The 16,255-nt window shown below is 72.3% G+C and carries 4 protein-coding genes; 1 reads left to right on the top strand and 3 read right to left on the bottom strand.

What is annotated here, in order from left to right; translation table 11 throughout:
• Nucleotides 1–24: 24 nt before the first annotated feature.
• Nucleotides 25–12,531: a type I polyketide synthase gene (locus tag ACZ7L7_RS03055; protein ID WP_472074537.1), complete on the bottom strand. Its 12,507-nt coding sequence runs from the start codon at nt 12,529–12,531 to the stop codon at nt 25–27.
• Between the two features lie 397 nt (nt 12,532–12,928).
• Here ACZ7L7_RS03055 and ACZ7L7_RS03050 point away from each other — a divergent pair, with 397 nt between their 5' ends.
• Entirely contained in the window at nt 12,929–13,207 is a 279-nt protein-coding gene (locus ACZ7L7_RS03050) for a hypothetical protein (RefSeq protein WP_472074535.1), read from the top strand.
• Nucleotides 13,208–13,331: 124 nt separating this feature from the next.
• Here the strand turns inward: ACZ7L7_RS03050 and ACZ7L7_RS03045 are convergent, their stop codons facing one another.
• Nucleotides 13,332–13,910, bottom strand: coding sequence for a LuxR C-terminal-related transcriptional regulator (locus ACZ7L7_RS03045; protein WP_285515194.1), 579 nt, complete (start codon nt 13,908–13,910; stop codon nt 13,332–13,334).
• A gap of 871 nt (nt 13,911–14,781) precedes the next feature.
• Nucleotides 14,782–16,218 carry an endo-1,4-beta-xylanase gene (locus ACZ7L7_RS03040; RefSeq protein WP_285515193.1) on the bottom strand — a complete coding sequence of 479 codons (1,437 nt, stop codon included), beginning with the start codon at nt 16,216–16,218 and terminating at the stop codon, nt 14,782–14,784.
• Between the last annotated feature and the right edge of the window lie 37 nt (nt 16,219–16,255).

Below are 16,255 nucleotides of genomic sequence, written 5' to 3'. Positions count from 1 at the left end.
TGCGGGTGGTGGGCGGCGGCCGGTCTAGTTGAGGCCGAGTTCCCGGTCGATCAGGTCGAACATCTCGTCGTCGGACACGGCTTGGAGCAGTGCGTCGTCGTCACTTCCGTCGCCCGCCGCGGCGGCGGCGTCCGCCGGGCTGTCGGACAGCCGCCACAGCAGCGCCTGGAGCCGGGAGGCGATACGGTCGCGGGCCGCCGCGTCGGCGGGGTCGAGTGCGGCCACCTGGGCCTCCAGGTCGTCCAGCGCCGACGGCTCCCCGCCGCTCGACTGCCCGGCGTCCGGGACCAGTTCGGAGAGCAGACGTCCGGCGAGGGCGGCCGGGGTCGGGTGGTCGAAGACCAGCGTGGCGGGCAGGGCGAGTCCGGTCGCGTCCTTGAGCCGGTTGCGCAGTTCGACGGCGGTCAGCGAGTCGAACCCGAGGTCGCGGAAGGCGTGCGAGGGGCTGATCGCGGCGGTGCCGTCGTGGCCGAGGACCGCGGCGACCTGGGTGCGGACCAACTGGAGCACGATGCGCTCCTGTTCGACGCGCCCCACTCCGGCCAGCCGCTGGGCGAAGGCCCCCGTCGAACCGCCGTCCGCCATCGTGTCCTCGTTCTCCGCGTCGGCGGCGGCGCGGCGCACTTCGGGGATCTCGTCGAACAAGCGGCGGCGCCGGGCGGCCGAGTAGGTCGCCGCGAACCGGTCCCACACCACGTCGGCGACGACGAGGAACGTCTCGTCACGATCGACGGCCTGCTGTACGGCGCCGACGGCCACCTCCGGGTCCATGGTGGGCACGCCGTAGCCGCGCAGCCGGTCGCTCTCGGCGTCGTCGACCATGCCGCCGCCCGCCCAGGCACCCCAGGCGATGGACGTGGCGACCCGGCCCAGGGCCCGGCGCCACTCGGCGAACGCGTCCAGGTAGGCGTTGGCCGCCGCGTACCCGGCGTGCCCGCCGTCGCCCCACACGCCCGCGCCGGAGGAGAACAGCACGAACGCCTCCAGCGGCCGGTCCGCCAGCAGCGCGTCCAGATGAACGGCGCCGGCGATCTTCGCCTCCGCCACGGCGCGCAGCGCGTCGAGACCGGTGTCCTCCACGCCCACGGCCGGGGGTTCCAGACCGGCCGCGTGCACGACGGCGTTGACAGGCGCGTTGCCCGGCACGTCGGCGAGCAGTTTCGCCAGCGCGTCCCGGTCGGTGATGTCACAGGCCGTGATGGTGACCTGGGCGCCCAGCGCGGTGAGTTCCGCCTCCAGTTCGAGCGCACCGGGCGCGTCGGGTCCCCGTCGGCTGACCAGCAGCAGGTGTTCGGCGCCGGTCGCGGCGAGCCGTCGCGCGAGATGCGCGCCGAGGGCACCGGTGCCGCCGGTGACGAGTGTCGTACCGGAGAACCGGACCGTACGGCCCTCGCCGTTCCCGGAGTCCGGGACGGCGGCGGGCTTGCGGATCATACGGCGTACGTACAGGCCTTCGGCGCGGACGGCGAACTGGTCCTCGTCGTCGGCTCCGGTCAGGGCGGCGAAGAGCCGGTCCCACAGCTTCGTGTCGTCTTCGCCGTACGGGGACGGCGGGAGGTCGACGAGTCCTCCCCAGCACTGGGGGTGCTCCAGCCCGAAGACCCGGCCCAGGCCCCAGACGGCCGCCTGCTCCGGCGCGGGTCCGCCGTCGGAGGTCCCGGTCACCCGTACCGCGCCCCGGGTGACGGTCCACAGCGGCAGTCGCGCCCCGGTGTCCGTCAGGGCCTGCATGAGCAGCACGGTCGCGGTGACGGGACGAGGCAGGACCTCGCCGTCCGACGGTGCGTCCTCCGGGCGGAACGGCAGGAGGTTGAGTACGGCGCCGACGCCCGGAGCACGCTCCAGCGCCTCCCGCAACCGCTCGGCCAGGGCGGAGCGGTCGTCGCGGTCCAGGTCGAAGGGGACGGTGGTGACACTCTCTACGTCCGCGCGTCCACGCAACCGCTCGATCAACTCGTCCGTGTCGGAGTCGTCGCTCGGCAGAACGACCAGCCAGTGCGGGGGCAGGGCACCCGGTCGTCCGTCGGCGGGCTGCCAAGTCACCGTGTAGCGCCAGGAGTCCAGCGTGGTGCTCTCCCGCCGGCGCCGCCGCCACTCGGCCAGCACGGGCAGCACCGGTTCAGCGGCCCCCAGCGTCCCGCGCCGCTCGGGAGCGAGGTCGAGCGTGTCGGCCAACGCCTCCAGATCCTCCCGCTCGACGGCCTCCCAGAAACGGGCGTCCACGTCGTCCCCGGGGGTGCCGGCCGGTGCGGACTCAGGTACGTCGAGCCAGTAGCGGCGGTGCTGGAAGGCGTAAGTGGGAAGTTCGACCGTACGACCGCCCTGTCCCGCGAGCACCTTCGTCCAGTCGACGGCGATGCCTCGCACCCAGGCCTCGGCGAGGGAGGTCAGGAACCGGTCGGCGCCTCCCTTGTTGCGGCGCAGGGTGCCTACGACCGTGGCGTCCGGAGCGGACTCCTGAACCGCCATGCCGAGGACTGGATGGGAGCTGATCTCGACGAAGGCCGAGTAGCCCTGCTCGGTGAGCCCTTGGATGGCGTCGGCGAAGCGGACTCGCTGGCGCAGGTTGCGGTACCAGTACCCGCCGTCCAGGCGGGCGGTGTCGATCAGCTCGGCCTCGGTGGTGGAGAAGAACGGAACCTCACCGGTGCGCGGCTGAACCGGGCCCAGAACCTGGGCGAGTTCGTCCTCGATCGCTTCCACGTGGCAGGTGTGCGAGGCGTAGTCCACCGGGATACGACGCGCCCGGATGTCAGTGCCCACACAGTGCGCCATCAGCTCGTCCAGCACATCCGCGTCACCAGCCACGACCACGGAGGACGGGCCGTTGACGGCGGCTATGTCGACACGGTCACCCAGAAGCTCCTGCACCCGCTCCAAGGGCAGCGGCACGGACACCATGCCCCCACGCCCCGCGATGGCACGAATCGCCTTCGACCGCAACGCGACAACCCGCGCACCGTCCTCCAACGACAGACCACCCGCCACCACAGCAGCAGCAATCTCACCCTGCGAATGCCCGACCACCACCGACGGCCGCACCCCACACGCCCGCCACACCGCGGCCAGCGACACCATCACAGCCCAGGACACGGGCTGCACGACATCGACGTCAGCCAGCTCACGCCCATCACGGACGACTTCACTCAGCGACCAGTCGACATGCGGCGCGAGCGCCCGCTCGCACGCCTCCATGGCCTCCGCGAACACCGGCGAGGCATCCCACAACTCCCGCCCCATACCGGCCCACTGAGCCCCCTGCCCCGGGAACACGAACACCACACGGTCCGCACCCGCGGCAACCGAACCCCGCACCACACCCGCGTCCGACTCCAGTTCACCGAACCGCAAGGCGAGTTCACCCAGGTCGGCGCCAAGAGCAACCGCCCGGTTCTCGAAGGCGGTACGGGTGGCGGCCAGCGACCAGGCCACGTCCACCGGTCGCACCGACTCCCCCGCCGCGGCGAAGGCAGCCAGCCGCCCCGCCTGCCCGACAAGCCCTTCCTCGCCGCGCCCGGACACCACCCACGGCACCACACCACCGGCCACGAACACCGGCTCCGACCGCTCCTCCGCCGCCGGCGAGTCGCTGGGCGCCTCCTCCAGCACCACATGCGCGTTCGTCCCGCTGATCCCGAAGGCCGAGACCCCGGCCCGGCGCGGACGACCGTCCGTGTCCGGCCAGTTGACGGTGTCGGTCACCACGGACACGGCGCCCGACGTCCAGTCGACGTGGGAGGACGGCGCGTCGACGTGCAGGGTGCCGGGGACGAGCCCGTGCCGCATGGCGAGCACCATCTTCATCACGCCCGCCATGCCGGAAGCGGTCTGTGTGTGCCCGATGTTGGACTTCAGGGAGCCGATCAGCAGGGGCTCGGGCCGGTCCTGCCCGTACGTGGCGAGCAGGGCCTGGGCCTCGATGGGGTCGCCGAGCCGGGTGCCGGTGCCATGGGCCTCGACGACGTCGACGTCCGCCGGGGTGACCCGGGCGTCGGCGAGGGCGGCGCGGATGACGCGCTGCTGGGAGGGCCCGTTGGGGGCGGTGAGGCCGTTGCTGGCGCCGTCCTGGTTGATGGCGGAGCCGCGGATCACGGCGAGGACCGGGTGGTTGTTGCGGCGGGCGTCGGACAGGCGCTCCAGCAGGACGACGCCGACGCCCTCGGCGAGGGCGAAGCCGTCGGCGGCCTCGGCGAAGGGCTTGCAGCGCCCGTCGGGCGCGAGGCCCCGCTGCTGGCTGAACGCGACGAACGGCGCCGGGTCGGCCATCACCATCGCGGCCCCCGCGAGTGCCATCTCGCACTCGCCGGACCGCAGGGATCCCACCGCCAGGTGCAGGGCGACCAGCGAGGAGGAGCAGGCGGTGTCGACGGTGACCGCCGGGCCCTCCAGGCCGAGGACGTAGGAGACGCGGCCGGAGGCGACGGCGGTGGAGGCGCCGGTGACGAGGTAGCCCTCGGTGCCCTCGTTGCTGCGGGTCAGCAGCGTGCCGTAGTTCTGGTCGGTGAGTCCGGTGAAGACGCCGGTACGGGTGCCCCGCAGGCCGCGCGGGTCGATGCCGGCGCGCTCGAAGGCCTCCCAGGAGGTCTCCAGCAGCAGCCGCTGCTGCGGGTCCATCGCCTTGGCCTCGCGCGGCGAGATACCGAAGAAGGCCGCGTCGAAGTCCCCGGCGTCGTGCAGGAATCCGCCGTGCCGGACGTAGCTGGTGCCGGGCCGGGCGGGGTCGGGGTCGTACAGCCGGGCCGTGTCCCAGCCGCGGTCGGCGGGGAGGCCGGTGATGACGTCCTCGCCCGCGGTGACGATCCGCCACAGTTCCTCGGGGCTGTTGGCGCCGCCGGGGTAGCGGCAGGCCATGGCGACGATCGCGATCGGGTCGTCGTCGAGCGGCCGGTCGGCCGACGCCGTGCTCACCGGTTCGGGGGCCTTGTCGCCCAGGGCCAGCCGCCTCAGGTGTTCGGCGAGCGCCAGCGGTGTCGGGTGGTCGAAGACGACTGTCGTGGCGATCTTCAGGCCGGTGCGGGCGGCGAGCCGGTTGCGCAGTTCCACGGCGCTCACCGAGTCGAAGCCCAACTCCTTGAACGCGTACGCCGCGTCGACGGCGTCGGCCGAGGGGTGGCCGAGCACGGCGGCGGCCTCGGCGCGCACCAGTTCCTGCACATGGCGGTCCCGGTCGGCGTCCGGCAGGGCGCGCAGCCGCTCGGCGAACGGGGCGGTGCCGTCTGCCTCCTCGCGCCCGGCGCGGACGGGGTCCACCTGGGCGGGCTTGGGCTTGAGGTGCGCGATGAGCGGGGCGGAGCGTGCGACGGTGAACACGGAGACGAACCGGTTCCAGTCGACGTCCGCGACGGCCACGAGCGTGTCGTCGTGGTCAAGTGCCTGCTGGAGGGCCGTCATCGCGGGTTCGGGAGCGATGACCGGGATACCGCGGCGGCGCAGTGGATCACGCATCTCCTCGCTGATCATGCCGCCGCCGTCCCAGGGCCCCCACGCCACGGAGAGGGCGGGCAGCCCGCGGGTTCGGCGCGCGTGCTCGACGAGGGCGTCCAGGGTGGCGTTGGCGGCGGCGTACGCCGCGTGCTCCGCGACACCCCAGATGCCGGAGATGGAGGAGAAGCAGATCAGCGCGTCGGTCTCGGCGGGATCCAGGATCTCGGTGAGGTTCCGCACCCCAGCCACCTTGCCCTCCGTGACCTCGGCGAACTCCGCGAGCCCGAGGCCGTCGAGCGCGCCGAGCACACCGACACCGGCCGCGTGCACGACGGTGCGGACGGTACGGCCCTCGGTGCGCAGGGAGTTCAGCAGTTCCTCCAGCGCCGCACGGTCGGCGACGTCACCGGCGACGACACTCAACCGCGTTCCGTGCGAGGCGACTTCGGCCTCCAGCTCCGCCAGCGCCCCCGCATCGGTGGCACCGCGACGCCCGACCAGCACCACGTCCTCGGCACCGCCGCGTGCCAGCCAGCGCGCCACGTGCGCGCCGAGCGCCCCGGTACCGCCGGTGACCAGGGCGGTACCGGTGGGCGCCCAGCGGCGTGCGGCGGGCCCGGAGACGGGCGCCGGCATGAGCCGCCGCACGAACGTGGACCCGGCGCGCAGGGCGACCTGGTCCTCCACATCGTCGCCGCGCGCCGACAGTACGGCGCAGAGGGCGGCGCCGGTACGGCCGTCCAGTCGCTCGGGCAGATCCACCAGGCCGCCCCAGCGCTCGGGGAACTCCAGCGCGGCGACCCGGCCCAGCCCCCACACGGCCGCCTGTTCCGGCCGGGCGGCGCTCTCCTGCTCCCCGACGGCCACGGCACCCCGCGTGGCGCACCACAGCGGCGCGGCCACCCCAGCCCGGCCCAGCGCCTGGAGCAGCGACACGGTGAGCGCGGAGCCGGTGGTCAGCACGGGGTGCTCGGGCAGCGGGCTGTCGTCCAGCCCGGTGAGGGCGAGCACACCGGTGAGGGGTGCGTCCGACTCGGACAGCGCCTGCTGGAGCGTGGCCTCCAGTACGGCGGTCTCGGCGTGGCGTGCGCCGAGGGCGAGGGTGTGCGGGCGGGCGCCGTGCCGGGTCAGGGCGTCCGCGACGGCGGCGACGAAGTCGGCCCCGGCGACGGCCTCGTCCTCGGGGACGACGAGCAGCCAGTCACCGTCGAGCGTGACGGACCGCGACTCGCCGCCGAGGGGCTTCCAGACGACCTTGTACCGCCAGTCGTCCACCGCCGAACGCGCGGCGGCGTCCTTGCGCCACCGCGAGAGGGCAGGCATCAGCTCGGCCAGCGGCGCCCGGTCCGTCAACTCCAGTGCTGTGGCGAGCGATTCGAGATCCTCGCGCTCGACGGCCTCCCAGAAACGGGCGTCGACGGTGTCCGAGGCTGGGGCAGGGGTGGCCTTCTCCAGCCAGTAGCGGCGGTGCTGGAAGGCGTACGTGGGCAGTTCGACGGTACGGCCGCCCTGTCCGGCCAACACCTTGGTCCAGTCGACGGGGATGCCGCGCACCCATGCCTCGGCCAGGGAGGTCAGGAACCGGTCGGCGCCTCCCTTGTTGCGGCGCAGGGTGCCTACGACCGTGGCCTCCGGAGCGGACTCCTGAACCGCCATTCCCAGCACCGGGTGCGAGCTGACCTCGACGAAGGCCGAGTAGCCCTGCTCCACCATCCCCTGGACAGCATCGGCGAAGCGCACACGCTGCCGCAGGTTGCGGTACCAGTAACCGCCGTCCAGCCGGGCGGCGTCGATCAGCTCGGCCTCCGTGGTGGAGAAGAACGGCACCTCACCAGTACGCGGCACGACCGGACCGAGAGCCCGCGCCAACTCGTCCTGAATGGCCTCCACGTGCCAGGTGTGCGAGGCGTAATCCACCGGGATACGACGCGCCCGGATATCGGCGCCCTCACAATGCGCCATCAACTCGTCGAGGGCATCCGCATCACCAGCCACGACCACGGACGACGGGCCGTTGACGGCAGCGACGTCGACACGATCACCCAGAAGCTCCCGCACCCGCTCCAAGGGCAGCGGCACGGACACCATGCCCCCACGCCCCGCGATGGCCCGAATCGCCTTCGACCGCAACGCGACAACCCGCGCACCGTCCTCCAACGACAGACCACCCGCCACCACAGCAGCAGCAATCTCACCCTGCGAATGCCCGACCACCACCGACGGCCGCACCCCACACGCCCGCCACACCGCAGCCAGGGACACCATCACAGCCCACGACACAGGCTGCACCACATCGACGTCACTCAGCTCACGCCCATCACGGACGACTTCACTGAGCGACCAGCCGACATGCGGAGCCAGTGCCCGCGCACACGCCTCCATCGACTCCGCGAACACCGGCGAGGCATCCCACAACTCCCGCCCCATACCGGCCCACTGAGCCCCCTGACCCGGGAACACGAACACCACGTCGTCGACGACCTGGGCCGCCCGTCCCCGTACGACGGAAGACGGCAGCCCCTCGGCTCCGGCGGCCACCTCCCGTAGAGCGGGAAGCAGTTCGTCCGCGTCCTGGCCCAGGATCACGGCCCGGTTCTCGAAGGCGGTACGCGTGGCCGCCAGCGACCAGGCCACGTCCACCGGTCGCACCGACTCCCCCGCCGCGGCGAAGGCGGCCAACTGTCCCGCCTGCCCGGCAAGCCCTTCGCCACCACGCCCGGACACCACCCAGGGGTGGACACCGCCGGCGGCGAAAACCGGCGCACCGGACGGTTCCTCTCGCACCGGGGCGTCCGGCGCCTCCTCCAGCACGACGTGCGCGTTGGTGCCGCTGATGCCGAACGACGAGACCCCGGCCCGGCGCGGACGCCCCTCCACGCGCGGCCACTCCACCGGCTCGGTGAGCAGCGACACCGCGCCTGCGGACCAGTCGACGTGGGGGGTGGGCTCGTCCACGTTGAGGGTCCGCGGCAGCACCCCGTGCCGCAGGGCGAGCACCATCTTCATCACCCCGGCGACACCCGCGGCGGCCTGCGTGTGCCCGATGTTGGACTTGAACGAGCCGAGCCACAAAGGCCGTTCGGGGTCGCGTCCCCGGCCGTAGGTGTCCAGCAGCGCTTGTGCCTCGATCGGGTCACCCAGCGTGGTACCCGTACCGTGGGCCTCGACGGCGTCCACCAGGTCGGGAGTGAGCCCGGCGTTGGCGAGCGCGGCGCGGATCACCCGCTCCTGGGAAGGGCCGTTGGGGGCGGTGAGGCCGTTGCTGGCACCGTCCTGGTTGACGGCGGAGCCGCGGATCACCGCCAGGACCGGGTGCCCGTTGCGGCGGGCGTCGGACAGACGCTCCAGCAGGAGCACGCCGACGCCCTCGCCCCAGCCGGTGCCGTCCGCGCCCGCCGCGAACGGCTTGCACCGCCCGTCCGGCGCCAGCCCGCGCTGCCGGCTGAACTCCACGAAGATCCCGGGCTCCGCCATGATCGTGGCGCCGCCGGCGAGCGCGAAGGCGCACTCACCGGACCGCAGCGCCTGCACCGCCATGTGCAGGGCGACCAGGGACGACGAGCAGGCGGTGTCGACGGTCACGGCCTGTCCGCGCAGGCCGAGCACGTAGGCGATCCGGCCGCTGGCGACACTGCACGAGGTTCCGGTCAGCAGGTATCCGTCGACCGACTCCGGGGCGTTCCGGAGCCCGGGGCCGTACTCCTGCTGCATCAGCCCGAGGAACACACCGCCGTCGCTCTCGCGCAGCGTGGTGGGGTCGATCCCGGCGCGCTCCAGTGCCTCCCAGGACGCTTCGAGCAGCAGCCGCTGCTGCGGGTCCATGGCCTCGGCCTCGCGGGGCGAGATGCCGAAGAAGAACGGGTCGAACTCGGCGGCGTCGTACAGGAACGAACCGGCGCGGGCGTACGTCGTCCCGTGGTGCCCGGGGTCGGGGTGGTACAGGTTCTCCAGGTCCCAGCCCCGGTCCGCGGGGAACGCGGACACGGTCTCTCCGCCGGTCGCCAGCAGGTCCCACAGTTCCTCGGGCGTGCGGATGCCACCGGGCAGCCGGCAGCCCATGGCCACGACGGCGACGGGATCCTCGTCGGCTCTCGTCCTGCGCTCCATCTCCGTCTCCGCCTCGGCGCCTCCGTCGAGCAGTTGGCGCAGGTGCCGGGCGAGGGCTCGCGGGGTCGGGTGGTCGAAGAGCACCGATGCGGGGAGGGAGGCGCCGGTGTCGGCGACGATCCGGTTCCGCAGTTCGACCGAGGTCGCCGAGTCGAAGCCCAGTGCCTTGAAGGTCAGGGTGGCGTCCACGTCGCCGGGCCCGGCATGCCCGAGCACGGCCGCGGCGTGCGCCCGGATCAGTTGGAGCAGGTCTCCGTGCCCCGGTACGGGCGCCTGCCCCGCCGCGTCGGAAGGCGGTGCGAACGACACCGTGCGGCGCGACGCCTCACCGTCCAGCCAGTACCGGCGGCGCTGGAAGGCGTACGTCGGCAGCGGGACCGTACGACCGCCCTGTCCGGCCAGAACACGCGTCCAGTCGACGGGGATGCCGCGTACCCAGGCCTCGGCGAGGGAGGTCAGGAAGCGGGCGCCCTCGTTGCGGCGGAGGGTGCCCACGACCACCGCGTCCGGGGCCGCGTCCTGCACCGGCATCCCGAGTACCGGGTGTGAGCTGACCTCGACGAACGCCGAGTAGCCCTGCTCGGTGAGCCTGTGGACGACGTCGGCGAAGCGGACGCGCCGGCGCAGGTTGCGGTACCAGTACCCGCCGTCCAGCCGGGCGGTGTCGATCAGCTCGGCCTCGGTGGTCGAGAAGAACGGCACCTCACCGGTGCGCGGCACGACCGGACCGAGAGCCCGCGCCAGCTCGCCCTCAATGGCCTCCACATGCCAGGTGTGCGAGGCGTAGTCCACCGGAACGCGCCGTGCCCGGGCGTCACCGCCCTCGCAGTGGGCCATCAGTTCGTCCAGTGCGTCCGCGTCACCCGCGACGACCACCGACGACGGCCCGTTGACGGCCGCGATGTCGATACGCCCGCCCCACTGCGCGACAAGGCTCTCGGCCTGCCCCGAGGACAGCGCGAGGGAGACCATGCCGCCCCGGCCCGCGATGGCCCGGATCGCCTTGGACCGCAGCGCGACAACCCGCGCACCGTCCTCCAGCGACAGGCCGCCCGCGACCACAGCAGCGGCGATCTCACCCTGCGAATGCCCCACGACAACGGAAGGCTCGACACCGCACGCCCGCCACACCGCGGCCAGCGACACCATCACAGCCCAGGACACGGGCTGCACGACATCGACGTCAGCCAGCTCACGCCCACCGCGTACGACTTCGCTCAGCGACCAGTCGACGAACGGGGCCAGTGCCCGCTCGCACGCCTCCATGGCTTCCGCGAACACCGGCGAGGCATCCCACAACTCCCGCCCCATACCGGCCCACTGAGCCCCCTGACCCGGGAACACGAACACCACACGATCCGCACCCGGGGCGACCGAACCCCGCACCACACCGGACGCCGACACCGCACCCGACGCCAATTCGGTTACTCGGTCGGTGACTTCGGCCAGGTCATTCCCGAAGGCGACCGCACGGTGCTCGAACGCGGTACGGGTGGCGGCCAGCGACCAGGCCACGTCCCCGGGCCGCATACCGCCCTCGGCCTCCGACGCGAACGCGGCCAGCCGCCCCGCCTGCCCGGCAAGCCCCTCCCGGCCACGCCCGGACACCACCCACGGCACCACACCACCGGCCGCGAACACCGGCTCCGACCGGTCTTCCGGCTCAGCCGTGCTCGGCGCTTCTTCCAGCACGACATGCGCGTTGGTCCCGCCCATGCCGAAGGCGGAGACGCCGGCGACGAGGGGGGCGTCCGGGCGGGGCCAGGGGCCGAGGCGGGTCGGGACGTGCAGGCGGAGGGCGTCGAGGGGGATGTCGGGGTTGGGGGTCTCGTGGTTGAGGGTGGGCGGGAGCTCGCGGTGCTGGAGCGCGAGGACGGTCTTGATGAGACCGGCGAGGCCGGCGGCGCCTTCCAGGTGGCCGATGTTGGTCTTCACGGAGCCGACGTGCAGTGGCGGCGCGTCCTCGGCTCGCGCCGTGCCGAGGACGGCGCCGAGGGCGCCCGCCTCCACGGGGTCGCCGACGGGGGTTCCGGTGCCGTGGAGTTCGACGTACTGGATGTCGTCGGGGGCGGCTTTGGCGTTGCGCAGTGCGCGGCGCAGGACGTCTTCCTGGGCGGCGGCGTCGGGGGCGGTGAGGGTGGTGCCGCCGCCGTCGTTGTTGAGGGCGCTGCCGCGGATGACGGCGCGGACGGGGTCGCCGTCGGCGAGGGCGCGGTCGAGGGGCTTGAGGACGAGGAGGCCGCCGCCCTCGCCGCGGACGTAGCCGTTGGCGCGGGCGTCGAAGGTGTAGCAGTGGCCGTCGGGCGAGAGGGCGCCGAAGCGGTGGGGGAAGAGGCTGCTCTGCGGGGCGAGTTGGAGGTTGACGCCGCCCACGAGGGCGAGGTCGCTGTCGCCGCCGCGCAGGCTCTCGCAGGCGAGGTGGAGGGCGACGAGGGAGGACGACTGGGCGGAGTCGAGGGTGAGGCTGGGGCCGCGCAGGCCGAGCAGGTAGGAGATCCGGTTGGCGATGAGGGCGCGGTGGGTTCCGGTGAAGGACCGGTGGGTGACGCCGGCGGGGTCGAGTCCGTGGGCGAGGGTGGCGTAGTCGTCGTGGGCCGCGCCGATGAAGACGCCGGTGCTGGTGGCACCGAGGCGGGCGGGGAGGACGCGGGCGTCCTCCAGGGCCTCCCAGGCGAGTTCGAGCACCAGACGCTGCTGGGGGTCCATGGCGTCGGCCTCGCGGGGCGAGATGCCGAAGAAGGCGGCGTCGAAGCCGGTGACGTCGTCGAGGTAGCCGCCCCAGCGGGGGGTGTCGTCGCCGGGGTCTGCCTCGGCGGGGGCTCCGGCGAGTTCCAGCCGGTCGGCGGGCGTGGGGCGTACGGCGCTCTCGCCGGAGCGCAGCAGCCGCCACAGGGCGTCGGCGTCCGGGGCGCCGGGCAGCCGGCAGGCCAGGCCGATGACGGCGATGGCGCGCTGGGGCGCGGCGTTGAGCCCGTACCGGGTGCGTTCTGACTCGCTCATTCCACTCCACCAGCTTGTCGGCCCAGCCCTGTGGGCCCGCGGACGTCGGGCAGCGCGTGCTGACGGCGGGTGTCCGGTGCACTGCGTGGTCGGCGGCGCGTTCCGGCCGGTCGGGCAGGGCTGGGGGGTTCCCGGGCCGTCGGGCTCCTCACGCTAGGTGCGCACCCACTAGGGCGCCCCCTAGATTCCGTGGGCGTCGGACGGGGCCGAACTCGGCGCTGTGACCGGGGGTTTCGGGAAACGCCCAGACATCGGCGTCCGGGCGGGGGCGGGTGTTGCGCTCGACGGGGCCGGTCCTTCTCAATGAGGCGGTGCCGCCCGGCCGGGTGGTGCCGGCCCGGCGTGCGTGCGGCGGGCGTGCCGACACCTGTCCGGCCCCGAAGACGGAGGGATGCAGATGAGCGCGAAGCTGGCGGAGGTGCGCTCCGCACTGGCGAGGTTGCACGGCAGCGTCGAGTCGCTGCGGTCGGCCGACGGCGATTCCCCTTACATCCGGAGGCTGATGAACGACCTGGACCGCTTCCGGGTGGACATGGAGGACCTGCCGGTGACGGCCGCCCGCAAGGCGCGTGGGGAGGCACGGGAGCTGGTCCCGATCCCGGTGCCCGACTCGCCGCTGGAGCACACCCCGTGGCCGGACGCCGACGACGAGGGCATCGGTGGGCACCGCCGCTGACCGGTACGACGACGAACGCCGGCCTCCCCGTGGGGACGGGGAAGCCGGCGTCGCAGAGCCGTGGCGGCGGCTGCTGCCTCACTCGTTGATGAGGGGTCTCACTCGTTGATGAGGGGTACGGGGTTCACTTCACGAAGTCGGGTACGGCACGGGGCGGCCAGCTACCGACGGTGAGCACGCCCATGGAGTAGGCGCGGGAGACGAGCGCGGCGCGGTTGGGGGCCTTGAACCGGCGGAGCATCAGGCCGACGTGGTACTCGACGCCCTGTCGGCTGAGGTAGAGCCGTGAGGCGAGCTGCACGGTCGAGGCGCCGGTGGCGACGCCCTCAAGGATGCGGGCGTCGAGGGCGGTGAGCAGGGGCGTGGGTTTGGCGGGCCGCTCGGCGGCCTCGGCGGGCTCGTCGTCGGGGCTCATCAGGACGACGACGCCGGACAGGTCGTCGCCCTCGCCCTTGACGGCGATGCCGGTGAACTCCGCGGAGAAGACCCGGTCGTGACCGCGCATCGCGACCACCCGCTCGACGAAGCGGCTGCCGTGGCCGTTCGACAGGTGGGAGAAGTGCTTGGACAGCACGTTGCGGGCGCTGGGGTGCAGAACGTCGTAGATGCTGCGGCCGCAGACCTCCGTGGAGGGCAGTGCGACGTGCCGGAAGAAGTCGGCGTTGGCCGCCTCTATCTTGAGCCCGGGGTTGAGGCTCGCCATGCAGGTGACATTCTGCGAAGCGGTCGGGCGCCGGTCCCCTCGACGGGCGCTGCGCGGGAATTCCGGATGACCACTGACCTTTGTCGACCTGTCGGCGTGCGGGAGCATGGAAATATCCCCTCCTGGACGTCACACGTGCTCGGAATGCGATGCAGCGAAGAAATGGAAGCGGCCGCCACGGCACGTTCGTTCCATTCGTTTATCTGCGTCGATGGCGGCGACATTAGGTGGGCCGCGTCCGGGGAGTCAACGAAGGTCCGGACCGACGGGGAAACACTGCGGTGTCTGGGGCGGGCGGGTTCGGTCATCGCGCGTAGCGGGGGTTCGGTGCCGGGGTTCGGTACGGTCACGCCCGCACCGGCGGGTACCGCACCCCCACGTGACAACCACACAGCACGGTCATGACAACCCTGTATCACGGGCAGGCGTAGAGCCTTCAACGCGCCTACGACCTGCGACTAAGACAAGACGTCCCCAACCGGAGCCGAAACATCCCCTCGGGACGACCGAACGGTCATGCAGTCCGCGCCCGCCCTTCATCACGGAAAGATAACAATGAGAAGCGTGCGGTTTGAAGATTCGGATCCGGGGTACTCCGAACCGCCCTGCGATCAGACCCCCGGACCCGGAGCCCCCTCCCTGAGGCGCCTCCGCAGGATTTGCTACCGGAATCCCCGCCCCGTCCCGTACCCACTTCGGCCCCGCCCGGAAACACCGAGGAAACTTACCGGAGAAACGCCGGGACACCGCAAGAATTTATTCCCGGCAAAACTCGGAACCGCCCGCGGCGCACTCGGCGAAGAACGAAGGCGGCCCGCGTCCGACGCCGCAGCGCACGGACGCGGGCCCCTCGTCAGGGTCCGAGGACGGATCAGGTACGGGTCCAGCGCTGGTTGCTCCCGCCGGAGCAGGAGTACAGCTGGATCAGCGTCCCGTTCGCGGTACCCGCGCCCACCGCGTCGAGGCACAGGCCCGACTGCACGCCGACGATCGTGCCGTCGGAGTTGAGGCGCCACTTCTGGTTGTCGCCGCCCCAGCAGCTGTAGATCTGGACCCTGGTGCCGTTGCCGGTGCCGCCGGCGTCGAGGCACTTGTTGCCGTAGACCCTCAGTTCACCGGCGTCGGTGTACGTCCACTGCTGGTTGCTGTTGCTGTGGCAGTCCCAGAGCTGGACCTGGGTGCCGTCGCTGGTACTGGCGTTGGGGACGTCCAGGCAGCGGCCCGAGCCGACACCCTTGATCTGGCCGCCGTCCTCGGTCGGCGGGGGCGTGGTGGTGCCGCCGTTGAGAGCGTTGAGGACGGCGGTGTAGGCGGACTTCTTGCTGCCGTCGTTGTTGAACAGCAGCGGCGTCTGCTCCGAGCGCCAGGAGTCGCTGTCGCGCACACCCCAGACCGTGACGCCGAGGCAACGCGACACGGCCAGGCAGTCGTTGACCACGTTGGCGTAGGTCGAGGCCGGGGCGCCCTGGATGTCGAGTTCGGTGACCGCCACGTCGACGCCGAGGGCGGCGAAGTTCTGCAGCGTGGTGCGGAAGTTGCTGTCATAAGGGCTGCCGCTGTTGAAGTGCGCCTGGAAGCCGACGCAGTCGATCGGTACGCCGCGCTGCTTGAAGTCGCGCACCATGTTGTACATGGCCTGGGTCTTGGCCCAGGTCCAGTTCTCCACGTTGTAGTCGTTGTAGCAGAGCTTGGCGGACGGGTCGGCGGCGCGCGCGGTGCGGAAGGCGACCTCGATCCAGTCGTTGCCGGTGCGCTGCAGGTTGGAGTCGCGGCGGGCGCCCGAACTGCCGTCGGCGAACGCCTCGTTCACCACGTCCCACTGGGCGATCTTGCCCTTGTAGTGGGCCATCACCCCGTTGATGTGGTCGATCATCGCCTGGCGCAGCGTGCTGCCGCTGAGGGACTGCATCCAGCCGGGCTGCTGGGAGTGCCAGGCCAGGGTGTGGCCGCGCACCTGCTTGCCGTTCTGCACGGCCCAGTTGTAGACGCGGTCGGCGGCGGTGAAGTTGAACTGGCCGCGCTGCGGCTCGGTGGCGTCGATCTTCATCTCGTTCTCGGCCGTGACCGAGTTGAACTCACGGTTCGCGATCGAGGTGTACGCCGAGTCGCCGAGCTTGCCCGAGGCGATGGCGACGCCGAAGTAGCGGCCGCTCTGCGCCGCCGCGGCGCCCAGGGTGCTCTCGGCGGCGTGCGCGGACGGCGGGGCGACCAGTGCGGTGACCACACCGAGGATGCCGGCGACCAGCGCCAGCAGCAGTCCGCGGGCTTTTCGGCGGACTTCGGGTCCGGGGAGGGCGTAGCGGCCCATGTAGGTGCCTCCAAGGTTCCAGTGCGGAAATCACGGA

Source organism: Streptomyces sp. NPDC110618, from assembly GCF_055657065.1.
Note: the sequence above shows the minus strand (reverse complement) of the source record. Positions and strands in the feature narration are given on the sequence as shown.